Genomic DNA, 21,318 nt, shown 5'->3' with positions numbered 1-21,318 from the left:
TATGACCGAGGATTCGCGCCTGTCGCAATGGTGTCGCAGCGGTGGCGAGTGATACCGCATTCATGCAACAATCTCCGCGCCGCAGCGCGTTGATTGCCGACCCCGGACCGGTTGGCCCAAGGCGAGAGACAGGAAACCGCGTGCCAGAGGAGTTCGACGAAGCGCTGGAAGCAGCTCGGGCCGAATGGGCCTCCGAGCACGACGCTCCCTACTACGACCACCCCGGCACCGTGGCCGCGGCAATGCCCGGATACAAATGTATCGACCTGTCGCAGTTGTCGAGTCACGATCTCCGGCTGGTCGACGATCTGCTCACGCGCTATCGATCCCAGCGCCGCCCTTCGCGCTTTCGCCCACTGCTCTAGCGGGTCGCCGCGTATTCACGCGGCATTGCCGCGATCCCGGGCGGGATCGGGATTGAATCGCACCAGCACAACTCCGCCGCGCACCTCCGCTTCGAAACCGGATCCGAATGCCGCGGCGCGGCCGTGCCGAATCCGGTGCTTGGTGGAATGCGGATAGCGGGTGGGCCACGGATACCGAGCCCAGCGACCAGGATTCGCGCGCAGCTCTTCGGCAAACTCCCGATTCGCACGTTCCCGAGCGCGGGTTACCGGAGGGGGCACCTCGTCGACAAACACAACCATGGGATGACTTTCTCTGGATGGGACCGGCGGAACAGGGAAATGGCTGTCCCGCAGGCAAACTCGGAGAGCTGCGCGCTCCCGAGAACGTTCCAGACGCTACATTTCGTTGCAAGTAGTTGCAACTAGAGAGAACAGAAAGTAGTGCGCATGCGTGCGCAAACGAGAATTAGGTGGCGCAATCTTGCATACAGCTGCGTTCTCATCCGGAGCCTCGCCAGAGGCTCCGGATTCGTTGTCCGGCTTAGGTATACGGAAGGGTGCGGCGTAGGGTCCAGGCAAGTCCCTGCACCGATGCCCGTGAAGGGGCCGGGCGAGGACAGCGCCGAGGGGGCCCGCGAGGGGGTCGCGCGGCCCTCGGGTCGTGGGCGCAATCGTGTTATAGTGCGTGCAGAAGGGGTTAAATTACAACCAACTACCCAGCATTGGATCAATGCCCATGAGCAGACGACGGAGCGCACCGGTCCCGCCGGAGGTGAGTGAAGCGCTGCGAGAGGCCCGCGAACAACGGATCCTGTCGCGCGAGAAGGCAGCCCAACTCGCCAACATCAGCACAAGCCTGTGGACTCAGATCGAGAATGGGGTCCAGTACAAGAAGGACCATAAGGTCCAGGCCAGCACCACGGCCGATACGTTGCAATCAATGGCTGCGGCGGTCGGACTCGATCCAGAGGTGGTACTGGTCAAAGCTGGATTGGACGCCCCTGACAAACCGGCGCCGACCACCCCACCCAGGGGCGGCATCGTCGACCTTTCCGGATTGTCCGAGAACGACCTGCATCTGGTGGCGGGCTACGTCGCCGGACTCAAGGCCCGCTATACCCGCTGATCGATCTCGACACCGATCAACGCGCAGTTCGGTTGTGCCACCCCTTCACTCACGCACGACGTCGCACCCGTCGCGGCAGGAATGATGCGGGTGGCGCTTCCACCCACACACAGGTGATATCGCTCAGTATCGTCTCCGCACCCGCCCAGGACAGCCGATCCAGCCGTCCGGGTTGAATGAGCCTGCGCTCCAACAGCTTCAGATTCAGCAGGCGATGCGTCAGCATCGGAACACCGACCCCGAGCCAGCCCGCACACGATTCGATCGAGTCGAACCGGGACAGCGCTTCCTGCAATTTGTCGATCGGAATCAGGCGGCGGGCAACGAGATCGTGGACTGCGAGCTCCACAGTGATCCGCGGCAGCCGCCCCATTCTGGTGCGCCGGACGGTCCAGCTGTTCTCCAGGATGGCATGGGCGACACCGTGCGCGACCGCCTCGTTATGTCGAACCGGGGACAGCTCGGCCTGCACGATCACCGATCGAATATCGGGGACCCACATGACAATCGGCTCGATCGAGGGCAATGTGCGCACATGTATGCCGAGATCGACGGCATGTTCGCCGGCGTCATAACCTAACGGCTGAGACATCCCGCGATCCACCCTCTTCACTCACTCCACACATGCCCCCTACGGTATAGGCCGCACCGCCACCGGAGCCGCTCGGTATCGGAAGCGACCCCCGCACCGGATCCGCGGCTCCCCCGGCGCAACACACAACAAGCATTTGCTTTTGGCTATATGCCGCCGACTCGAGCCGCTCGGATAAATCTGTCTCAGACAACTATTGTTCGCCGCTGCGTCCGGCGTTACCGTGAATCGATGAGCACGGTTCGGGAATACGCACTGCCGTCAGGCGTCTCCGGTTGGGCAGATGCACAATTCGATTGGGTGGTAAGGGCTTTCGCTCGCACCCATGCGGGGGCCGGTAGTGGTGGGGCGCTGGCCGTGCATCGGCGTGGGGAGCCGCTGGTGAATGTCTGGGCGGGGGAATCGGATTCGTCTGGGACAGCGTGGGACGCGGATACCGGGGCGATGATCTTCTCCGCGTCGAAGGGTATTACCGCGACGGTGATTCATCGCCTGGCCGATCGCGGGCTGATCGATTACGACGCTCCGGTGGCGGAGTACTGGGGTGAATTCGGGGCCAATGGGAAGCAGCGAATTACCGTGCGGCACTTGCTCAGCCATCGTGCGGGGCTGTCGTCGCTACGCGGGCTCGCGGGGCAGGGCGCGGAGGTGCTCGATCATCTGCTGATGGAGGAGCGACTGGCGGCGGCCGCGCCGGATCGGTTGGTGGACAAGCCGATTTATCACGCGCTGACCATCGGCTGGCTGCTCGCGGGATTGGCGCGCGCGGTGACCGGACAGGGGATGGCGACGCTCTATCGCACCGAGATCGCCGGACCGCTCGGCGTCGACGGTATCCACCTGGGCGCGCCGCCGCCCGGATCCCGCACGCGCGCAGCGGATCTCACCGGATCACGGAGTTTCATCGGCGCACTGCGGCGTATCCAGCCGATCGCCGACCGGCTCACCGCGCAGCCCGGACCGCTCACCGACCCGTTGCGCATTCTCTACACACCGGGCATCGCGGAGATGCTGGACGGCGACGCACCGACCATCCTCGGCGCGGAACTCCCCGCCGGAAACGCCGTGTGCACCGCATCGGCTCTGGCGACCATGTACGGCGCGCTGGCCTGCCGGGGCCGCACGGCCGACGGCAAACAATTCCTGTCCCCGCAGACCGTCGCGGCCCTGAACCGGGTGCAGACCTTCAAGATCGACCGCGGCCTGCTGCTCCCGCTCACCTGGCGGCTCGGCTACCACGGCCTGCCCAGCGTCGGCACGCTGAACGGTTTCGGCCATATCGGCGCCGGGGGCTCCTTCGGCTGGGCCGATCCGAAATCCGGCATCTCGATCGCGCTGGTGCAGAACAGAGTCGACGAGCGCTGGATCGCCATGGATCAAATGGCGGCGGGCTGGGCCGTGCCCCTGGCCATGGCCGCCGCCCGGCGCTCCGGCGAGACCGGCGCGCGTCGCGGCGAATCCGCCGCCTGATCCGCGCGGCCGCTCGGGCCGAGATCGGCGTGATCGATATCAAACTCCACCGTGACGGCGCGGAATCGGCGGGGTGCGGCGGCCGCACCTCGCCGTAACCGGGAGTTCGCACCTACACTGGTCGGGAAGTTGCGGGGTGTGCCGGTTCGATTGCCGAGGCCGAACGGAGCCCATGGGTAGCAGCGCTGATCTGTTGAAATCGTGGTGGCGGGATCCCGTCAATCACCACTGGCCCGTACGCGTGTTGGAGGCGCATTCGATACAGGCGTGGTTGCGCTGGATCGTGGGCGCGGGCGGTATCACCATGTCGGTCATCGGGGTGGCCACCGCACTGTCACCCGTCGGGCCCACCGGTACGCCGGGGTTGGTGGCCGCCGCGGTGATCATCGCGATCGGGGTGCTGTGGGCGGTGCGCTGGTGGTTCGGATCGTGGCCGGGGACCGTTGAATCGCTGGCGTTGTTCGCACTGGGCGATATCGCCATCACCACCTCGTCACTGCTGGATTCGAATCGGGTGTTCGGATCGCTGAACGCCATGCTGCTGGTGGTCACCGGATGCTATCTGGCGTTCTTCCATGGCCCGAAAGCACTTGCGGTGCATACCATTTGGTCACTACTGACGGTACTGGTACTGGCCTGGCGAATGGTGCGCAGCGATGGCGATCCGTACCTGGCCATCGCGGTCGTGCTGATCATGATGGCGGCTGTGGTGTTATCGCTGCCCACCCTGCAATTCATGTTCTGGCTGGTGCAATCCGATTCCACCGCCGATCCGCTGACCAAGGTGTTCAATCGGCGCGGGCTGGAATTCCATCTGACCCGGGTCTTCAACAGCACGTACGGCGCGGAGATCTGCGTGATGGTCGCCGATCTCGACCAGTTCAAGAGCGTCAACGATCGCTTCGGGCATTCCATGGGCGATGAGGTGCTGATCCGCACCGCGCAACTGCTGCAATCCTGCGCGACGGCCGATCTGGTGGTCGCGCGCTCCGGCGGTGAAGAATTCACGGTCGTCGGGCGACTGTCCGATGAGCAGGCGCGACTGGTGGCCGAATCGTTCCGGCAGGCCGTCGCGGCCGATCACATCATCCCGGTGACGATCAGCATCGGCGTCGCCGTCTACGACCCGGCCGCCTGCCATATCTGTCCCCGGCCCGCCCCCGAGGAACTCATCCAGTGCGCCGACGACGCCATGTACCGGGCCAAGAGCGAAGGCGGCGACCGGGTGATCTTCGGTGAATTGGTCAGCCGGGCCGCCGCCGAACCGCATTAGCGCGAACCGTCAGTGCGCGAGCTTGAGGCCGACCACGCCGCCCACGATCAGGAACAGCAGGGCGATTTTCAGCGGCGAGGCGGTCTCATCGCCGGTGAGCATGGCGTAGACGACGGTCAGCACCGCGCCGATGCCGACCCATACCGCGTACGAGGTGCCCACCGGCAGGGTGCGCATGGCGTAGGCGAGGCCGCCCATGGACATGACCAGTGCGATGCCGAATACGGCGGTGGGAACGAGTTTGGCGAAGCCTTCGGATTTGCCGAGCGCGGTCGCCCAGACGGCTTCCAGGAATCCGGAGATGACGAGGATCAACCAGGCCATGACAGAGGTATCCCTTTCGGTGAATACCGTCTTGTCGCTGCCTGGGTACGGTCCCGATCGTCCAGTGGGCCGCGGGTGTGCGACCGCCTTCCACGGTAGCCCAGGCCCCGCGAAATGGGTGGAGACCCTCCTCACCACCGCAACCGCGATCGGGCGTTCGCCCGGTCAGCGACCTATTTGCAGAATTCACCCCACACCAAGACTGGAATGAGTCATACTTACGAACGTGTCCACAGCAGCTGATTTCGGGCGCATGCTCCGCGGGGCCGACCTTCGGGTGACGGCGCCGCGTGTCGCGGTGCTCTCCGCTGTGCACGCCCATCCCCATTCCGATACCGATTCGATTCTGCGCCGCGTGCGCGAGACCCTCGGCACCGTTTCGCACCAGGCCGTCTACGACGTGCTGCGGGCACTGACCGATGCCGGTCTGCTGCGCCGCATCCAGCCCATGGGCTCGGTGGCGCGCTACGAGACGCGCGTCGGGGACAACCATCACCACGTGGTGTGCCGCAACTGCGGTGTCATCGCCGATGTCGAATGCGCCGTCGGCGAGGCGCCCTGCCTCGAACCTTCGAACCACAACGGTTTCGTCCTGGACGAGGCCGAGGTCATCTACTGGGGCCTGTGCCCCGATTGCTCAGCCCAGCCCGCTCACAAGTGATCACAGCCCGATCCCACTCCCGGAAGGAATTGCCCCGTGGCACAGGAACATCCGCCCATCGGTGAGGCCCAGACCGAACCCGCCACCGGTTGCCCGGTCGCGCACACCCGTTTGAAGCCCCCCGTCGAGGGCGGCAGCAATCGCGACTGGTGGCCCAACCAGCTGAATCTGAAGATCCTGCAGAAGAACCCGGCCGTGGCCAACCCCATGGGCGAGGATTTCGATTACGCGGCGGAGTTCAAGACCCTCGATCTGGCCGCGGTCAAGGCCGACATCGTCGATGTCATGCACACCTCGCAGGACTGGTGGCCGGCCGACTTCGGGCATTACGGCCCGTTCTTCATCCGGATGGCCTGGCACGCCGCGGGCACCTACCGCATCAATGACGGCCGCGGTGGAGCCGGTGCGGGTATGCAGCGCTTCGCCCCGCTGAACTCCTGGCCGGACAATGCCAGCCTGGACAAGGCCCGCCGCCTGCTGTGGCCGGTCAAGGTCAAGTACGGCCGCAAGCTGTCCTGGGCCGACCTCATCGTCTACGCGGGCAATGTGGCGCTCGAGGATATGGGCTTCCGCACCTTCGGTTTCGGCGGCGGTCGCGTCGACCAGTGGGAGCCGGAAGAGGATGTGTACTGGGGCCCGGAGAACGAGTGGCTGGGCGGCGAGGAGCGCTACACCGGTCAGCGCGATCTCGAAAACCCATTGGCCGCAGTGCAGATGGGCCTGATCTACGTGAATCCGGAAGGCCCCAACGGCAATCCGGATCCGCTGCTGGCCGCGGCCGATATCCGCGAGACCTTCCGCCGCATGGCGATGAACGATGAGGAGACCGCGGCGCTGATCGTCGGCGGTCACACCTTCGGCAAGACGCACGGCGCGGGCCCGGCCGATCATGTCGGCCCCGAGCCCGAGGCCGCCCCGCTCGAGGAGCAGGGCCTGGGCTGGAAGTCCAGCTTCGGCACCGGCGTCGGCAAGGATGCCATCACCTCCGGACTCGAGGTCACCTGGACCTGGACGCCGACCAAGTGGGACAACAGCTTCCTGACCATCCTGTACCAGTACGAGTGGGAGCTGACCAAGTCCCCGGCCGGCGCGAACCAGTGGACCCCGAAGGAGGGCACCGGCAAGGGCCTGGTGCCGGACGCCTTCGATTCGTCCAAGACCCGCGCCCCGGGCATGCTCACCACCGACCTGTCCATGCGGGTCGATCCGATCTACGAGCAGATCACCCGCCGCTGGCTGGAGCATCCGGAAGAGCTGGCCGAGGCGTTCGCCAAGGCCTGGTACAAGCTGACCCACCGCGATATGGGTCCCAAGGTCCGCTACCTCGGACCCGAGGTGCCGGCCGAGACGCTGCTCTGGCAGGACCCGATTCCGGAGGCTCCGGCGCAGGTCATCGGCGCCGCCGAGATCGCCGACCTGAAGGCGCAGATCCTGGCCTCCGGACTCACCGTGCAGCAGCTGGTGTCGACCGCGTGGGCGGCGGCCTCGTCGTTCCGCGGCAGTGACAAGCGCGGCGGCGCGAACGGCGGCCGTATCCGCCTGGCTCCGCAGAGCGGCTGGGAGGTCAACAACCCGGACGAGCTGGCGCAGGTCATCCGTGCGCTGGAAGGCGTCCAGGAATCCTTCAATGCCGGTGGCGGCGTGCAGGTTTCGTTCGCCGACCTGGTGGTGCTCGGCGGTGTGGCCGCGGTCGAGCAGGCCGCCAAGGCCGGTGGCTTCGAGCTCGAGGTGCCGTTCACCCCGGGCCGCACCGATGCCACCCAGGAGCAGACCGATGTGGAGTCGTTCTCGGCGCTGGAGCCGAACGCCGACGGCTTCCGCAACTACCTGGCCAAGGGCAGCCGCCTCCCGGCGGAGTTCCTGCTCATCGACAAGGCCAACCTGCTCACCCTCAGCACCCCCGAGCTGACCGTGCTGATCGGCGGCCTGCGCGCCCTCGGCGTCAACTACAACCAGTCCCAGCTGGGCGTATTCACCGATAAGCCGGGCACGCTGAGCAACGACTACTTCGTGAACCTGCTCGATATGGGCACCAAGTGGGAGCCCACCTCGGCGGACGCGGAGACCTTCGAGGGCAAGGACCGCGCCACCGGCGCGACCAAGTGGACCGCCAGCCGGGTCGACCTGGTGTTCGGCTCCAACTCGCAATTGCGTGCCGTCGCAGAGGTTTACGCGACGGACGACGCCAAGCAGAAGTTCGCCGCGGACTTCGTGAAGGCGTGGGACAAGGTCATGAACCTGGACCGGTTCGACATCTGAAACTAGTTCCATGACAGCGCCGCAGACCCACAAGGTCTGCGGCGCTGCCGTTTTCGGACCGACTCAGGTCAGCCCGCCGGATTCGCCTTGCGATGCTGGATGGCCCACCACACCCGCATGGCGCTGTACGGTGCGCGCAGATCGGTGCCGGTGAGTTCCTCGAAGCGGGCCAGGCGATAGCGAACGGTGTTCTGGTGCACTATGAGTCGCTCCGCGGTGGCCTCGATGCGCATACCCGAATGCAGATAGCGGTCGACGGTTTCGATGACGACGCGGGCCTGGTCACCGCTGCCCAGCGGATCGAGATAGCGGCGGGCCAGCTCATCACCCAGATCGGTGTCGGCGACGATGGCCGGGAGCAGGCCGAGGCGGTCCAGATCCGCGGAGCCGGTGAGGCCGTAGCGGTGCGCGGTGGCCAGCATGCGGCTGGCCAGCCGGAAGGAGCGCGGCAGTTCGGCGAGACCGGTGACCGGGCCCAGGCCGATGGTGCCGGTGGTGTCGAGAGTGCCGCTGCCGCAGAGGAATCCGGCGATATCGCCGTCCATCGCGGTGGAGAACACGCGCACCGCGGTCACCTCGGGACGCAGCAGGCCGCGCAGGTCGGCGGTGGCGCGGGGATCATCGCCGCGAGCGCGGAAGGCGCGGTACTCCCCCGCCGGATCGAGTCCGTAGCGCTGCGCCTGCACGTGGATATCGCCCGGTCCGAGCCCGCCCAGCAGTAGCGCCCGGGCGAATTCGGCGCGCAGCTGCTGATCGTGCCGGGCCAATTCGATCTCGACATCGCGATGCCCGCCGCTGAACGCGGCCGTCGCCTGATCGACGATATCGAGCAGATCGTGCACCAGGGCCAATTGCGTGCGGTCGGCGATGCGGGCCGAGTGTGCGGCGGAGGTCAGATCCGCGACCATCTCACGAATGGCGATGCGCCATCCGTTCTGCACATCGGAGAGCGAAACACCTTGGCGGGCCCGGATTTCGCCGAATTCGCGGAGGGCGCGCCGATCATCCTCGGTGAGATCGCGACCATCGCCGAGCGCGGCCAGCAGCCGGTCCACCATCTCCACCGTCACCCGGGCGATCTGCGCACCCGGCAGCGCCAGATAACCCGGCATCTCCGCGCGCGCCCGGGCCACGATGCGCTCGCTCAATTCCGGGGTGCGCTCCCGCACGCGCGTGATCAACCGCCGCCGGGCGGTCGGCTTCGCTGCCTCGCGGGAATCGGTCATTTCACCATCGAGGCTACGGCCGGGATTTGGAAAAACCAACAAAGCGCGAGGGTCATAGTCCGGGGCTGACTCCATGGCCCGGATCACACCCGCCCGCAAATACTTGTGACGTCCGACACCGACGTTCGACGAAGGATCCGCCCATGTACCTGACCCAGGGACTGCACCGCGCCGCCCAACAGACCCCCGACGCCGTCATGACCATCTGCGGGGACCGCACCCGGACCTTCCGCGAGGTGCTGGATCGGGTGTCCCGGCTGGCGGGCGCGCTGCGCGCACTGGGCGTCGGCGACGGCGATCGGGTGGCGATGCTCGGCCTGAATTCGGACCGCTACCACGAATATCTGCTGGCGGTGCCGTGGGCGAACGCGGTGCTGAACCCGGTCAATATCCGCTGGAGCCCGGTCGAGATCGCCTATTCACTGGTCGATTCCGGTACCGAGGTGCTGCTGGTGGACGACGCCTTCGCACCCATGCTGCCCGCGCTGCGGGAGCAGCATCCCGGATTGACGACCGTCATCCACTGCGGTGACGGTCCCACCCCCGAGGGCGCGCTCGGCTACGAAGAGCTGATCGCCGGTGCCGAGCCCATCGCCGATGCCCGGCGCGGCGGCGCGGACCTGGCTGGAGTTTTCTACACCGGCGGCACCACCGGATTCCCCAAGGGCGTGATGCTCAGTCACGCCAATCTGACCGCCTCGGCCTTGGGCGGGGTGGCCAGCGGTTACCTCTTCTCCCCCGGCGTGCGCTTCCTGCACGCCGCGCCGATGTTCCATCTGGCCGATCTCGCGGGCTGGTACGCCACGGTCATGCTCGGCGGTACGCACGTGATGATCCCGGCGTTCGATCCGGTGGCCACGCTGCATGCGATCGAACGGCACGGGGTGACGGCATCGCTGTTGGTACCGGTCATGATTCAGCTGCTGGTCGATCATCCGGCCACCGTCGAACACGATCTGTCCAGCGTCCGGCACGTCATGTACGGGGCCTCGCCCATCTCCGCCGCCGTGCTGGAGCGGGCCATGAAGGCTTTCAGCGCAGCGGGTTTCGTGCAGGCGTACGGCATGACCGAGCTGTCGCCGATCGCCACCCTGCTCAGCCCGCAGGATCATCTGGACGGGCGGCTGCGATCGGCGGGCCGCGCCATGCCGCACAGCGAGGTCCGCATTCTGGACGCCGACGGCGTCGAGGTTCCGCGCGGTACGGTCGGCGAAATCGTGGTCGGCGGTGGGCATGTCATGCTCGGCTACTGGAATCGCCCCGAGGACACCGCCGCCGCCGTCCGGGACGGCTGGATGCACACCGGCGACGGCGGATATATGGACGAGGACGGCTACGTCTACGTGGTGGACCGGCTCAAGGACATGATCGTCACCGGCGGTGAGAACGTGTACTCCGCCGAGGTGGAGAACGCGCTGGCGGCGCATCCGGCGGTGGCCGCCTGCGCGGTGATCGGTGTGCCGGACCAGGAGTGGGGTGAGCGGGTGCACGCGGTCATCGTGTGCCAGCCCGGACAGCAGGTCACCGCCGAGCAGATCCGCGAGCACGCCAAAACCCTGATCGCCGGATACAAGGCCCCACGCAGCATCGAGGTGGTGGACGCGCTACCGGTCTCGGGCGCGGGCAAGATCCTCAAACGCGAACTGCGCAAGCGGTATTGGGATGTCGACGGCCGTCAGGTGAACTGACGCCTCAGGAGGGCAGCGGCGTGCTCCAGCCGCCGTGCCATTCGGGCGCGACGGCGGTCAGCTGCGGGCGTTTGGGCAGTACGAAGTCGCCGGAGGAGCGGCCGCGCACCCGGCGGCCCACCCAGGGCACGAAATGCTCGGCGACCCAGCGCAATTCGTCGACCACCCGATCCACCGGCGGCTGCGGCACCGAGGGCGGGAGCGGATCGCGCCAGGACGAGTCCGCACCCGGGATCGCCATGGTGTCGGCGACGGCCTGCGCCACGATCTCGTGCCCGAGCGGGCTCAGGTGCAGGCGGTCGTTCGCCCAGGCGCGCGGATCGACGGTGGTGCCGACCGGTTCGAAATCGACCAGCGTGACATCGTATTTCGCTGCCAGCGCGCGCAATTCGGCATTCATGGTGCGCACCCGCCCGGACAGCGGGCGCACGAACGGCGCGACACTGCCGATATCGGGGAAGGTGAACGAGATGACCCGGGCGCCGGATTCGGTGAGCGCCGCCAGCATGGCCTCGATATCGGCGAGCGTGCCCGCCTGATCGAAACGCGGCCGGATGAGATCGTTCATGCCCGCGATGAGCGCGACCAGATCCGGCCGCAACGCCAGTGCCGCCCCGAGCTGTTCGGCGCGAATGCGCGCGGTGCGGCGGCCGCGAATGGCCAGATTGGCATACAGCAGACCCGGATTCGCGGCGGCGAGTTTCCCGGCGAACCGGTCCGCCCAACCGCGGAATCCGCCATTGTCATCGGGATCGCCGACGCCTTCGGTCTGACTGTCGCCGAGGGCGACGAAGCGAGTGAAGGGCTGTACGAGTGCCATGTACAGATTCTCACCCCGCCAAGGTGAAGTACGCGAGGCTAGCAGCACCCGCTATCAGGCAATAGATGGCAAACGGTGTGAGTGTTTTCGTTTCGAAGTAACCCGTCAGGAATTTCACCGAGACATAGGAGAGCAGACCCGCCACCACACTGCCCGCCAGTGCCGGACCGAGAATGGCGTGGTTCTCCGGGGTGAACAACTCCGGCGTCTTGAGTACGCCCGCCGCCAGGATCACCGGCGTGGCCAGCATGAACGCGAAGCGCGCGGCGTCCTCGTGCCGCATCCCCTTGAATACGCCGGCCACGATCGTGCTGCCGGACCGGCTGATTCCGGGGAACAGCGCCGCGATCTGCGCCGAGCCGATGATGAGCGCGGACTTCACGCCCAACCGCGCCAGCCGGATATCGGAGGCGTACGCCGGATCGGTGGTCGGCAGCACCAGGGTGTCCTCGGCGGACAGATCCACGGTTCGCGCGGTGGGACTGACCAGCGCCAGATCCCGCTGGGTCTCGCGCTTGCGCAGCAATTCGGCGGACAGCAGCACCAGCCCGTTGAGCATCAGGAACGCCGACGTCGGAATCGGCGTGCCCAGATAGTTCCGCACCGCCTTCTCCAGCAGCAGCCCGGCCACCCCGACCGGAATCGTGGCGATGATCAGCAGCACCCCCAATCGCGCCTCGGGCGAACGGATCTCCCGCGTACGCGCGACCTCCCACAGCCCGCCGAAGATACGGATCCAATCCCGCCGGAAGAACACCACCAGCGCGATGGCCGTCGCCACGTGCATGGCCACCAGCAGCGCCAGGTACGGCGAGTTCTTCGCGGACATGCTGAGGTCGTCCGCCCACTGTCCGCCCACCCAGGCCGGGAGCAGAATGCTGTGGCCGAGACTCGACACCGGGAAGAGTTCACTCACCCCCTGCAGCGCGCCGACGACAATCGATTCCAGATAGCTGATGGCCATGGGAGTGACGTTAGTTGGCGAAGCCGAATTCGACTTCCCGCGCAGACATGTCCGAATCGATTCGCGAATGTCGCAGGATCGCAAACCATTCGGCCAGCGCGGCCGGTAACCGCGTGGAATACTTCCGCGTTATGCAGCCCAGAGGGTCGCGCCGCGCAAAGACGCACCCGAACCGCATGATCCGAGTAGCCGATGTTCGATAGTTACGACAGTGCCGAGGATCCCGAGTTAGCGCAGGCCCGGGTCTTTCTGGCCGAACTGGAAAAGCACGCCGCGACCCTGGCCCGGCGACTACAGTCCAGCGCCACCCTCGATGTCCGCCGATCCCTGGATGCCGAACTCTCCTCGGTGCGCCGCTATGTGGATCGAATTCACCGGCGGTTCCCGGCAATTGCCATGCATCCCCTCCCCGGAACCGCGGGGGCGCCGCCGCCGTAGCGGTTTCGCGGCGAATCAGGTACGGAGAACGCCCGCGAGCAGCAGCATGAGGGACTGCTGGGCCTGCGCGCGGGCCAGATCCGGATCCTCGGCATTGGCGACCATGAGCGAAGCCTCGGTCAGGGCGCTCATCAGGAGCTGGGCCAGCATCGGGACGGGGGCATCGACGATCAGGCCCGCCTGCCGGCCGCGCTCGAGCATATCTACGATCAGGCCCAGCCCGTGCTGCGCCTCGAATTCGCGAAAAGCCTGCCAGCCCAGCACCGTTGGGCCGTCCTGCAGCACGATCCGCAGCATGGCGGGGCGGCGGCAGATCTCCAGGAAGGTGGCCAGGCCGATGGCCATCCCGCCCAGCATATCGGCGGAATCGTGTGCGGCGATGGCGGTTCCGATCTCGGCGGAGGCCTCCACCTCCACCTGTTCCAGCACCGCCAGGAACAATCCGCGCTTATCGCCGTAGTGGTGGTGCAGCGCGCCCCGGGTGACACCGGCGGCGGCCACCAGATCCTCGGCGGAGGTACCGGCGAAGCCGCGCTCGGTGAACAGCCGGCGTCCGGCGTCCTCGAGCGCGGCCCGGGTGGTGCGCGAGCGGTCCTCCTGGCTACGGCGTGGCATGCAGCCGAGTGAACTCCAGGATCGTGCTGCCGAGCAACTCGGGTTGATCTTCCGGCAGGAAGGTGTACGAATCTTCGATCAGGCGCAGGGTGGCGTTCGGGAAATCCCGGACCAGACGCTCGGCCCCGGCGACCGGGAAGAACTTGTCCTCGGCGGCCCAGACCACGAGCACCGGGATCTCGATTTCGCCGAAACTCCGCGCCGCTTCGAGGGTGTAGCGCTTGTTCAAGGTCAGCAGCAGCCGCCGCAGATCCTTGCGGATGGCGGCGGAGCGCCGACTGGGCAGCAGATACGAATCCGCGATCTCCGGCGGCACCGGTCGTTTGGCGACCCAGCCGAAGCCGATGGGCAGCGCATGCAGGGCGCGCCAGCGCATGGCCTCGGTGAGCGGGCGGACCGAGCCCGGAATCCTTGCCAGCCAAGGCAATACCGTCAGCGGCGGCGGCAGGAAGCGCTCATAGTTGTCGACCGAGGCCAGCACCACCCGCCCGATGCGGGAGCGATCGCGGGCCAGCAGGATCTGGGTGATCGCGCCGCCGGTGTCGTTGGCGATCAGGGTGACATCGCGCAGATCCATCCGCTCCAGGAACGCGGCGATCAGATCGGCGACCCCGGTGGGGGTGAGATCCGCTGCGGGAACCGGGATTTCGTGCGAGCCGAGCGGCAGGTCCGGGGCCAGGCAGCGGTAGCCCGCCGCCGCGATCCGCGGCACCACCTTGCGCCAGAGATCGGCGTTGACCAGCAATCCGTGAATGAAGACGACCGGCGGGCCCTCGCCGGTGTCGTGGTACCTGATGCGGCCGCCGGGGACGTCGATTTCGTGGGTACGGCCGAGTGATGTGCTTGTTGCCATCGTTGCTCCAATGCCCGTGGGTACCCCACCACTTTTACATACATACCGTATGTATGTCTATGGTCGAGGCACGTCGGCCCCGGGATTCGGTCAGGCCCCCAGCTGCGTGCGCCATCGTTCGGCGGAACGGACCATATCCAGGCCGACCTTCTCCAGGTACTCGCTCATCCCCAGCAGCCGTTGCCCCGCAGGGGAATTCATACCCAGCGCCGCCGCGCCGTCACGCGCCTTGGCCGCCAGCGACTCATTCGTCCGGGCGCTCGCGAGAGTGGCTCGGTACCAGGCGGATTCGTCGAGGAAATAGCGATCCCGGCGGGTGCCCGCATCGCGCTCCCGGCGGATCAGCTGCTGACCCTCCAGATAGCCGACGGCCGCCGAGACGGTCGCCGGACTCACCCGCAGATATCGCACCAGTTCACCGGCGGTGATGCTGCCCGTGTCGGCGGCATAGAGCCGGGCCAGCACCGCCGCCGCCATCTTCGGCACCCCGGTGCGCGCGAACAGCTCCGCGAACTGTGCGCTGAAATCGCCGACCACCGCCGGTAGCCGTCCGTATTCGTCTGCGCCCGGCGGTTTTTCGATCCGCCGGGGTCGCGCCACCCGGCGCCGCGAGCGCACCACCGTCGCGGCGTGCGCGAGATCGGCGCGGTAATCGCCCGGTCCGCCGTTGCGGGTCACCTCCCGGCTCACCGTCGACGTGGGACGGCCCAGCTGGCGGGCTATCTCCGCGTACCCCAGTCCCTGCGTCAAACCCGTGGCAATGCGCCGGCGATCCTCCGGCGTGAGCCGCCCTCCGGGCATGGGCACCACCTCCCTCACCAAATCTATTGCAACACAACACCAACCCAATCGCATTAGGCTGCAGCATTATTGCTCGACTGCAAAGTGAATTAACCTGGCGTAATACAACTTTCGAGTGCATATCGCGATCGCAGGGCGTGCGAACGCAACGTAGCGTTCGCCCCGCCCCGAACAGATCGACGTTGCTCGTGCCCCGGTCAGGGTGCGGCGGTGCGGGCGTTCGGATCGAATCCGCCCGGAATCTCGTACACCACACCGGTGAAGGTCGCGCCGAACAACCGGCCCGCCGAGAAGCCCTGCCCGCCACGGCCGTAACTCACCACGCTGGTCAGGTTGTTGCCGAAGCCGAGCACGCAAAACTGGTTGTTGGCATCGATGCGGACCACCTGCCCCGACGGATTCAGCGGTACCACCGGACGATTCAGCGAATCCAGCGTCAGACCGTCGGGGGCGTCCAGCGCGTCACCGCCACCCAGATCCAGCACCGACTGCGGCGCCCACGGGGCATCGGTGGGGATGCGGCTCACCCCGGGATTGACGAAAGTCCGCGAGACATAGAGGAAGCGATCGTCACTGCTGAGCACCGCGCCATTGGAGCTGGGCAGATTGCCCCAATCGGCCTGCACCGCGCCGTTCGGGTACACCCGGCCGATGAGATTCGCGAAATCATTGGTGGCGTAGACGATTCCGTCATGTGAGACGGCCATACCGTCGGCCGCGCTCAAACCCGCCGCGTACGGGGCCATCGCGCCGGTATCCGGATCGACCGTGACGATACCGGCGTGCCGCAGACTGTCACCCGCGATCACCCGGGCGTCCGCGCCGTAGCCGACCAGCAGTTTGCCATCGGGCGTCCAGGCCAGCGCGCCACCGCCGCCGCTGGGCACCGTGGCGATCGGCACCGCGGCCGCGCCCGGGAAGTCGATCCGGAAAACCCGGCCGGTGAGCAGATCGGTGGTGAAGGCGCGCCCGGCCGGATCGATCGTCAAACCCTCCAGTGCGCCACCCGGATTCGCGACCACGACGGTCGGCTGACCCGCTCCCGCGCAAACCGGGGCGGCATTCGCCGGACCCGCGGTGAAAGTCGAGAGCGCCGCGACCGTGAAAGTCGCCAGCGCCACCGCCGCCGCCCGGGCGAGCGTTATCGATTGCCTTTTACTCATTTCGCACCTCTTACTCCGTGCCGGATGAAGTGGTTGTCCGCAGCATTGTGACAGGCGACTGGTAATTTATGCCGGTCTCGACGCGCCGAAAGGAAATTCGATGGTGGTCCGTTCGCGATTCACCCGGAATATCGCCCGCTGGCTGACCGCGACGGCCTGCGTTATGGCCGCCGCACCCGGCGCGAATGCGGAACCTGTTGTCGCACAACAGCTTCCGCCGACAATTCCGAGTATCAAGCAATGGATCTCCGGCGGAACGGGATTCACGCTCGGATCGGACGCCCGCATCGTCGCCGACGCGGCATCGCGCGGACCCGCCCGACGACTGGCCGAGGATCTCACCGGCATCGGCAAACCGGTATCGGTCACCGGCACGGGCGCACGCGCCGGTGACATCGTGCTGGTCCAGACCGATGACGCACCGGAACCCGCTGAGTCGTACCGTATTTCGTCGACCGACCGGCTCACCATCAGCGCCCGCGACCTGCCCGGCATCGCGCACGGCACCCAGACCGCATTGCAGTGGTTGCGGCAGTCCGGCACCATTCCCGGTGGTAGCGCACAGGATTGGCCGGACTACGCCGAGCGTGGGCTCATGCTCGATACCGGCCGCGAATTCTTCCCGGCCGACTGGGTGAAAGCCCGAATTCGGGACGCCGCCCACCTGCGCATGAATATGGTGCAGCTGCATCTCTCGGATTCCCAGGGCTTCCGGCTGGACAGCCGCATCCATCCGGAAATCACCTCGCCGCTGCATTACACCGCCGCCGATATCGCGGACATACTCGACTACGCCGACTCGTACGGCATCGAGATCGTGCCCGAAATCGATATGCCCAGCCATATGAACGCCATTCTCGCCCGACATCAGGACCTGGTGCTGCGCCCGGCGCACACCAGCTCGGCGGATGCCCAGCGCGACAACCTCATCGCGGGCGGCGTCGGCGGCAAGATCGACCTCACCAATCCCGCCGCCTACCAACTGATCAGCGATATCCTGCACGAGTTCGTACCCATGTTCCGCGGCCGCTACTGGCATCTGGGCTGCGATGAGTACATCAGCGACTACAGCCGGTATCCGCAGTTGAGCGAATACGCCACCCGGGTCATCGGACCCGATGCCGCGCCCGGCGATGTCATCGTCGCCTTCGCCAACTGGGCCGCCGATATCGTCGAATCCTTCGGCAGGACACCGCGCGCCTGGAACGACGGGTTCGACCAGGCCGTCACCGTCACACCGAAAACCGAAGTGGTCATGCAGTATTGGTCGTCCAGCGCGGGCGGACTGCCGTGGCTGCCCGGCGGGCGCACACCCGCCGAGCTCACCGCGGCCGGACATCCCATCCTGAACGCCGCCTTCACGCCGGCGTACTTCGTCACCGGCGGACCGGCCGCGGCGCTGAACGCACCGCCCGAACTCCTGTACGCCTGGGACCCCGGACTTTTCGTGAACGGTTCACGACTGCCCGACGCGGATCGGCGGCTGCTGCGTGGTTCCATGCTCTTCCTCTGGTGCGATGATCCCGAGGCCATGACTCCCGAGCAGATCGTCGACCCGTTGCGGGCCCGGCTGCGGGTCATGGCACAGCAGTTGTGGGGTGGGACCGGTGGCGTCTCGTATCCGGAATTCGTATTCCGGGCGAATGCCGTCGGCTGGCCCTGAATGCTCAGAAGCGGCGGGCGCCGCTGACGGGCATCTCGCTCATCGGCGAGAGCTTCACGCCGGAACCGTACGTCGCGGCGTGGATGACCTGACCGTCGCCCGCGTACAGCGCGGAGTGACCGCCGCCGTAGAAGGACACCAGATCGCCCGGCTGCAATTCATCCACCGAAACCGGGGTGCCGGCTGCCAGCTGCGAATAACTCGTGCGCGGCAAATCCACACCCGCCTCGTGATAGGACCACTGCACCAGACCCGAGCAGTCGAAATTATCGGGACCGGCCCCACCGGCGCGGTAATTCGAACCGATTTTGGTCCGGGCCGCCTCCACCGCGCGCTCGCCCGCGGACTTCTTCGGCATCGCGGCGGGCATCGGCGCGGGGACGGCGGCGGTATCGGTCACGCCCGGAATTCCCATGAGCGACGGCAGCGCGCTCGGAATGGAGAATTCGCCCAGACCGGCAACGGTCACCTGACGCGATTCCGCCGCGATATTCGCGGGGACGGATTCCGGCATCACCACGGGTGCGGATTCGGGCATCACCGCGGGTGAAGATTCGGGCAGAGCCGCGGGTGCGGATTCGGGGAGCACCGGTCGTCCGGGCTGTTCCGGAATCGCCGCGAGGCGCGGAGTCCGCGAATTCACACCCGCGCCGAGAATCGTCACGGGACGGAATTCATAGCTTTCGATAATCGACTCGTCCACGACCGGGACCTCGACAACCGCCGCTTCCGGTGCGGGGGCGATGATGCCGAGCCGGGCGGCGAGTTCGTCGGCGACCTCGAATTGGCCGATACCGGGGATGGTCACCGGCGTCGCCTCGGCCTCACCCGCTGTGAACAGCAGTGCCGCACCGATTCCGGCGGCGGCGAGAATGCCGGTGGTCAAGCTCCGCCACGACAGGCGCGGCAGCTGGGGCAGGTTCTGTCTATCACCGATACTTTCCATGATGCGGTCCTTCCATCAAGCGTCAGCTATCCGGTTTCCGGTCACGAACATCTCGGTACTGCGGCAGTTCCACATTGCATAGAACGCCTGTTCGGCAAGACGGGTAACGAATGACACGCGTGTTATTCATAACGGATTCGTAAACAAAAGCGGCTGTGTCCAATTGGACACAGCCGCTTTTTCGCGAAACAGACCGGCAATACGGGGCCCGCGCGGGCACACGTGTGAGACTTGCGTATACGAGCTCCCTCCTCATAATCCGGAGGATTCAATGACAGATTCCGCTGCGCTACCCGAACTACCCGAGCCGTTGGTGGTCACCCTGGGGAATCTGAAAGGCGGCGTCGGCAAGACCACGTCGGCTTTCTTCCTCGCCTCGTATTTCGCCACCGTGCATCGACTCCGGGTACTCGTCATCGATGCCGACCCGCTCAGTCAGACCGGATACTCCTGGTACCGGCGACTGCGGAAGGAGAATATCGAGGTCCCCTTCGAACTCATCGCCTTCCCGTCCCGGCACGTCAACGACTGCATCACCGACAATGCCGGGAAGTACCAGGTGATCATTGTCGACGCGGGCGGTGAATCGGCCGATATCTTCAAGGCCGCGGTACCCGAGAGCGATGAGCTGATCCTGGTGACCAGCGTGAGCCCGTCGGAGGTCAAGCGCGTGCCCAGTACCTACCGGGCCGCCGAGGAGGCCGCCGCCGAAAGCGCCAAACCCATTCGGGTGCGGGTGCTCATGACCAAGGTTCCGGTCACCATGAAGAACGGCGTCAACGTCTCCACCGAATACCGCACGCAGCGAACCAATCTCGAAGGCGCGGGCTACGACGTCTTCGAATCGTATGTGAGCGCGTGGAAGTGGTACCGCGAGGCCGCCGACGGTGAGGTCGGCGACGGCGCGGAGAACCCCATCGAAGATCTCGGCGAATACAGCCAGGTCGGCGAGGAACTGCTGCGGCCGTACCACGAAAACCGCACCGCCACCGAAGCACTGGAGGTATCGGCCTGATGCCCCCGCAGAGACGCAAGAGCAGCATCGGCGGCACCCACCCCGCCACCACCCGCAATCCCCTCTCCGACGAAGCCGAGCACACGCCCCCGGTCTCCCCGCTGCGCGATGCCGAATGGCACAGCACCGCACCGACTCCCGCCACCACGAAACCCACGCAGAAAGCAGTGAAGCCGGAAATGGTGCTGCCTCCCGCCATGACATCGGAATCACCGGCGGCCATGTTCGTCACCCCGAGCGCCGAAGCGGAAGCGGAGCAGCCGGAGTCGCCGAAGCCCAAGCTGAAACCGGTGCAGCGGGCCGAATCCGCCATGCGCGGCATCGATCCGGCGCTGCGCAGCGTGGGCTCCACGCTGCGGGGCGCGGCCACCGCATCGCCGAGCGTGCTCACCATGCCGCTGCCCGCGGCGGGCGAGGGACCGCTCAACGCGAGCGAGCTGGAACAGCTCGATCTGTGCGAATCCTCCATCGACGCACTGCGGGTCGCGTTCTGGGTGGCCGGGCGCGCATTACAGATCGTGCGGGACGGCCGCCTCTATCGAGCCGAGCACGCCACCTTCGACGACTATGTGGAGAAGCGCTGGGATATGCAGCGCTCCTACGCGCACAAGCTGATTCGCGCGTGGCCGCTGGCGGCGCGGCTGCATCCGGTCGCGCCCTCCATCAACGAGGGTCAGATTCGTGAACTGCTGCCGATCATGGCCGCGCACGGCGAGGACGCGGCGGTGACCGTCTACACCACCCTCGCGGCCGATGCGAAGGTCACCGCGGGCAAACTCCGGGAAGCGATCGCGGTGCTGCCCGGCGACTACGAACAGGGTGAGGTGGTGCGGCGGTTGCAGTCCTGGCTGCGCGGCGATCTCGCCGAGGACGCACCGTCCGCACCCGATGTATTCAGCGCCGCCGAAACCCGGCTGGCCGCGCTCTCCTCCAAAGTGGTCAAGGGCTCCACCGAGGATCCGGTGGCGGCCCGCGAATTCGCGGCCAAACTGCGCACCCTCGCCGAACTCATCGAACAGCAGATCCCGGTAACCACCCGAATGCCCGGAACCCGCTAGCGGATACCACAAGACA

General features: G+C 66.5%; 22 protein-coding genes. 11 read left to right on the top strand and 11 right to left on the bottom strand.

Annotated elements, in window-relative coordinates; all coding sequences use genetic code 11:
- The first annotated feature begins 140 nt into the window (after positions 1–140).
- On the top strand, positions 141–365 hold the full coding sequence (locus tag ACFC0O_RS32730) for a hypothetical protein (protein WP_375964761.1): 225 nt from the start codon (positions 141–143) through the stop codon (positions 363–365).
- A 15-nt stretch (positions 366–380) separates the two neighbouring features.
- On the opposite strand, the gene ACFC0O_RS32725 is transcribed toward ACFC0O_RS32730, so the two are convergent.
- Entirely contained in the window at positions 381–647 is a 267-nt protein-coding gene (locus tag ACFC0O_RS32725; RefSeq protein WP_375964759.1) for a hypothetical protein, read from the bottom strand.
- Positions 648–1,083: 436 nt separating this feature from the next.
- On the opposite strand from ACFC0O_RS32725, the gene ACFC0O_RS32720 reads away from it, so the two are divergent.
- Positions 1,084–1,473: a helix-turn-helix transcriptional regulator gene (locus ACFC0O_RS32720; RefSeq protein WP_364642264.1), complete on the top strand. Its 390-nt coding sequence runs from the start codon at positions 1,084–1,086 to the stop codon at positions 1,471–1,473.
- Positions 1,474–1,522: 49 nt separating this feature from the next.
- On the opposite strand, the gene ACFC0O_RS32715 is transcribed toward ACFC0O_RS32720, so the two are convergent.
- A complete protein-coding gene (locus tag ACFC0O_RS32715) occupies positions 1,523–2,065 on the bottom strand; it encodes a hypothetical protein (protein ID WP_364642267.1) in 543 nt (180 codons plus the stop codon).
- A 231-nt stretch (positions 2,066–2,296) separates the two neighbouring features.
- On the opposite strand from ACFC0O_RS32715, the gene ACFC0O_RS32710 reads away from it, so the two are divergent.
- Together ACFC0O_RS32710 and ACFC0O_RS32705 are read left to right on the top strand one after the other, a co-directional pair.
- A complete protein-coding gene (locus ACFC0O_RS32710; RefSeq protein WP_375964755.1) occupies positions 2,297–3,535 on the top strand; it encodes a serine hydrolase domain-containing protein in 1,239 nt (412 codons plus the stop codon).
- A gap of 172 nt (positions 3,536–3,707) precedes the next feature.
- Positions 3,708–4,808: a GGDEF domain-containing protein gene (locus ACFC0O_RS32705; protein WP_375964753.1), complete on the top strand. Its 1,101-nt coding sequence runs from the start codon at positions 3,708–3,710 to the stop codon at positions 4,806–4,808.
- Positions 4,809–4,817: 9 nt separating this feature from the next.
- Here the strand turns inward: ACFC0O_RS32705 and ACFC0O_RS32700 are convergent, their stop codons facing one another.
- Positions 4,818–5,132 (bottom strand): DMT family transporter, encoded by a 315-nt coding sequence (locus tag ACFC0O_RS32700; protein WP_375964750.1) that lies wholly within the window; start codon positions 5,130–5,132, stop codon positions 4,818–4,820.
- 253 nt (positions 5,133–5,385) lie between these two features.
- On the opposite strand from ACFC0O_RS32700, the gene ACFC0O_RS32695 reads away from it, so the two are divergent.
- Together ACFC0O_RS32695 and katG are read left to right on the top strand one after the other, a co-directional pair.
- Complete coding sequence (locus tag ACFC0O_RS32695) at positions 5,386–5,793, top strand: Fur family transcriptional regulator (protein WP_375966387.1); 408 nt, start codon at positions 5,386–5,388, stop codon at positions 5,791–5,793.
- A gap of 36 nt (positions 5,794–5,829) precedes the next feature.
- A complete protein-coding gene (gene katG, locus ACFC0O_RS32690; RefSeq protein ID WP_375964748.1) occupies positions 5,830–8,052 on the top strand; it encodes a catalase/peroxidase HPI in 2,223 nt (740 codons plus the stop codon).
- 68 nt (positions 8,053–8,120) lie between these two features.
- Here the strand turns inward: katG and ACFC0O_RS32685 are convergent, their stop codons facing one another.
- Positions 8,121–9,278, bottom strand: a complete 1,158-nt coding sequence (locus ACFC0O_RS32685) for a PucR family transcriptional regulator (RefSeq protein ID WP_375964745.1) — start codon at positions 9,276–9,278, stop codon at positions 8,121–8,123.
- Positions 9,279–9,421: 143 nt separating this feature from the next.
- Here ACFC0O_RS32685 and ACFC0O_RS32680 point away from each other — a divergent pair, with 143 nt between their 5' ends.
- Positions 9,422–10,966, top strand: coding sequence for a long-chain-fatty-acid--CoA ligase (locus tag ACFC0O_RS32680; RefSeq protein WP_375964742.1), 1,545 nt, complete (start codon positions 9,422–9,424; stop codon positions 10,964–10,966).
- A 4-nt stretch (positions 10,967–10,970) separates the two neighbouring features.
- Here the strand turns inward: ACFC0O_RS32680 and ACFC0O_RS32675 are convergent, their stop codons facing one another.
- Both ACFC0O_RS32675 and ACFC0O_RS32670 read right to left on the bottom strand, forming a co-directional pair.
- Positions 10,971–11,786: an SGNH/GDSL hydrolase family protein gene (locus ACFC0O_RS32675; RefSeq protein ID WP_364642297.1), complete on the bottom strand. Its 816-nt coding sequence runs from the start codon at positions 11,784–11,786 to the stop codon at positions 10,971–10,973.
- 10 nt (positions 11,787–11,796) lie between these two features.
- Positions 11,797–12,750 (bottom strand): undecaprenyl-diphosphate phosphatase, encoded by a 954-nt coding sequence (locus ACFC0O_RS32670; protein WP_375964740.1) that lies wholly within the window; start codon positions 12,748–12,750, stop codon positions 11,797–11,799.
- A gap of 192 nt (positions 12,751–12,942) precedes the next feature.
- Here ACFC0O_RS32670 and ACFC0O_RS32665 point away from each other — a divergent pair, with 192 nt between their 5' ends.
- Positions 12,943–13,188: a hypothetical protein gene (locus tag ACFC0O_RS32665; RefSeq protein WP_375964738.1), complete on the top strand. Its 246-nt coding sequence runs from the start codon at positions 12,943–12,945 to the stop codon at positions 13,186–13,188.
- A gap of 15 nt (positions 13,189–13,203) precedes the next feature.
- Here the strand turns inward: ACFC0O_RS32665 and ACFC0O_RS32660 are convergent, their stop codons facing one another.
- From ACFC0O_RS32660 to ACFC0O_RS32645, 4 genes are all read right to left on the bottom strand, one after another.
- The gene (locus tag ACFC0O_RS32660; protein WP_375964735.1) at positions 13,204–13,803 is read right to left on the bottom strand and encodes a TetR/AcrR family transcriptional regulator; all 600 of its coding nucleotides are present in this window, start codon (positions 13,801–13,803) and stop codon (positions 13,204–13,206) included.
- A complete protein-coding gene (locus ACFC0O_RS32655; protein WP_375964732.1) occupies positions 13,790–14,656 on the bottom strand; it encodes an alpha/beta fold hydrolase in 867 nt (288 codons plus the stop codon). The genes ACFC0O_RS32660 and ACFC0O_RS32655 overlap by 14 nt, the downstream gene beginning before the upstream one ends.
- A gap of 90 nt (positions 14,657–14,746) precedes the next feature.
- On the bottom strand, positions 14,747–15,457 hold the full coding sequence (locus ACFC0O_RS32650) for a helix-turn-helix domain-containing protein (RefSeq protein ID WP_375964729.1): 711 nt from the start codon (positions 15,455–15,457) through the stop codon (positions 14,747–14,749).
- A gap of 197 nt (positions 15,458–15,654) precedes the next feature.
- Positions 15,655–16,620 carry an SMP-30/gluconolactonase/LRE family protein gene (locus ACFC0O_RS32645; protein WP_375964727.1) on the bottom strand — a complete coding sequence of 322 codons (966 nt, stop codon included), beginning with the start codon at positions 16,618–16,620 and terminating at the stop codon, positions 15,655–15,657.
- A gap of 100 nt (positions 16,621–16,720) precedes the next feature.
- Here ACFC0O_RS32645 and ACFC0O_RS32640 point away from each other — a divergent pair, with 100 nt between their 5' ends.
- Positions 16,721–18,283, top strand: a complete 1,563-nt coding sequence (locus ACFC0O_RS32640) for a beta-N-acetylhexosaminidase (protein ID WP_375964724.1) — start codon at positions 16,721–16,723, stop codon at positions 18,281–18,283.
- Between the two features lie 4 nt (positions 18,284–18,287).
- Here ACFC0O_RS32640 and ACFC0O_RS32635 read toward each other — a convergent pair whose 3' ends face one another.
- Positions 18,288–19,229 (bottom strand): C40 family peptidase, encoded by a 942-nt coding sequence (locus ACFC0O_RS32635; protein ID WP_375964721.1) that lies wholly within the window; start codon positions 19,227–19,229, stop codon positions 18,288–18,290.
- 271 nt (positions 19,230–19,500) lie between these two features.
- Between ACFC0O_RS32635 and ACFC0O_RS32630 the strand changes: the two genes are divergently transcribed.
- Together ACFC0O_RS32630 and ACFC0O_RS32625 are read left to right on the top strand one after the other, a co-directional pair.
- The gene (locus ACFC0O_RS32630; protein WP_375964718.1) at positions 19,501–20,244 is read left to right on the top strand and encodes a ParA family protein; all 744 of its coding nucleotides are present in this window, start codon (positions 19,501–19,503) and stop codon (positions 20,242–20,244) included.
- Positions 20,244–21,302, top strand: coding sequence for a hypothetical protein (locus ACFC0O_RS32625; RefSeq protein WP_375964715.1), 1,059 nt, complete (start codon positions 20,244–20,246; stop codon positions 21,300–21,302). Before ACFC0O_RS32630 ends, ACFC0O_RS32625 begins: the two co-directional genes overlap by 1 nt.
- The last annotated feature ends 16 nt before the right edge of the window (positions 21,303–21,318 follow it).

The sequence above is a fragment of the Nocardia sp. NPDC056100 genome, assembly GCF_042266325.1.
Lineage (GTDB): Bacteria > Actinomycetota > Actinomycetes > Mycobacteriales > Mycobacteriaceae > Nocardia.
Note: the sequence above shows the minus strand (reverse complement) of the source record. Positions and strands in the feature narration are given on the sequence as shown.

Bases quoted from the DNA above. Each gene is read 5' to 3' on its own strand.
- ACFC0O_RS32725 (WP_375964759.1), bottom strand. From the start codon at position 647: ATGGTTGTGTTTGTCGACGAGGTGCCCCCTCCGGTAACCCGCGCTCGG.
- ACFC0O_RS32720 (WP_364642264.1), top strand. From the start codon at position 1,084: ATGAGCAGACGACGGAGCGCACCGGTCCCGCCGGAGGTGAGTGAAGCG.
- ACFC0O_RS32715 (WP_364642267.1), bottom strand. From the start codon at position 2,065: ATGTCTCAGCCGTTAGGTTATGACGCCGGCGAACATGCCGTCGATCTC.
- ACFC0O_RS32710 (WP_375964755.1), top strand. From the start codon at position 2,297: ATGAGCACGGTTCGGGAATACGCACTGCCGTCAGGCGTCTCCGGTTGG.
- ACFC0O_RS32705 (WP_375964753.1), top strand. From the start codon at position 3,708: ATGGGTAGCAGCGCTGATCTGTTGAAATCGTGGTGGCGGGATCCCGTC.
- ACFC0O_RS32700 (WP_375964750.1), bottom strand. From the start codon at position 5,132: ATGGCCTGGTTGATCCTCGTCATCTCCGGATTCCTGGAAGCCGTCTGG.
- ACFC0O_RS32695 (WP_375966387.1), top strand. From the start codon at position 5,386: ATGCTCCGCGGGGCCGACCTTCGGGTGACGGCGCCGCGTGTCGCGGTG.
- ACFC0O_RS32685 (WP_375964745.1), bottom strand. From the start codon at position 9,278: ATGACCGATTCCCGCGAGGCAGCGAAGCCGACCGCCCGGCGGCGGTTG.
- ACFC0O_RS32680 (WP_375964742.1), top strand. From the start codon at position 9,422: ATGTACCTGACCCAGGGACTGCACCGCGCCGCCCAACAGACCCCCGAC.
- ACFC0O_RS32675 (WP_364642297.1), bottom strand. From the start codon at position 11,786: ATGGCACTCGTACAGCCCTTCACTCGCTTCGTCGCCCTCGGCGACAGT.
- ACFC0O_RS32670 (WP_375964740.1), bottom strand. From the start codon at position 12,750: ATGGCCATCAGCTATCTGGAATCGATTGTCGTCGGCGCGCTGCAGGGG.
- ACFC0O_RS32665 (WP_375964738.1), top strand. From the start codon at position 12,943: ATGTTCGATAGTTACGACAGTGCCGAGGATCCCGAGTTAGCGCAGGCC.
- ACFC0O_RS32660 (WP_375964735.1), bottom strand. From the start codon at position 13,803: ATGCCACGCCGTAGCCAGGAGGACCGCTCGCGCACCACCCGGGCCGCG.
- ACFC0O_RS32655 (WP_375964732.1), bottom strand. From the start codon at position 14,656: ATGGCAACAAGCACATCACTCGGCCGTACCCACGAAATCGACGTCCCC.
- ACFC0O_RS32650 (WP_375964729.1), bottom strand. From the start codon at position 15,457: ATGCCCGGAGGGCGGCTCACGCCGGAGGATCGCCGGCGCATTGCCACG.
- ACFC0O_RS32645 (WP_375964727.1), bottom strand. From the start codon at position 16,620: ATGAGTAAAAGGCAATCGATAACGCTCGCCCGGGCGGCGGCGGTGGCG.
- ACFC0O_RS32640 (WP_375964724.1), top strand. From the start codon at position 16,721: ATGGTGGTCCGTTCGCGATTCACCCGGAATATCGCCCGCTGGCTGACC.
- ACFC0O_RS32635 (WP_375964721.1), bottom strand. From the start codon at position 19,229: ATGGAAAGTATCGGTGATAGACAGAACCTGCCCCAGCTGCCGCGCCTG.
- ACFC0O_RS32630 (WP_375964718.1), top strand. From the start codon at position 19,501: ATGACAGATTCCGCTGCGCTACCCGAACTACCCGAGCCGTTGGTGGTC.
- ACFC0O_RS32625 (WP_375964715.1), top strand. From the start codon at position 20,244: ATGCCCCCGCAGAGACGCAAGAGCAGCATCGGCGGCACCCACCCCGCC.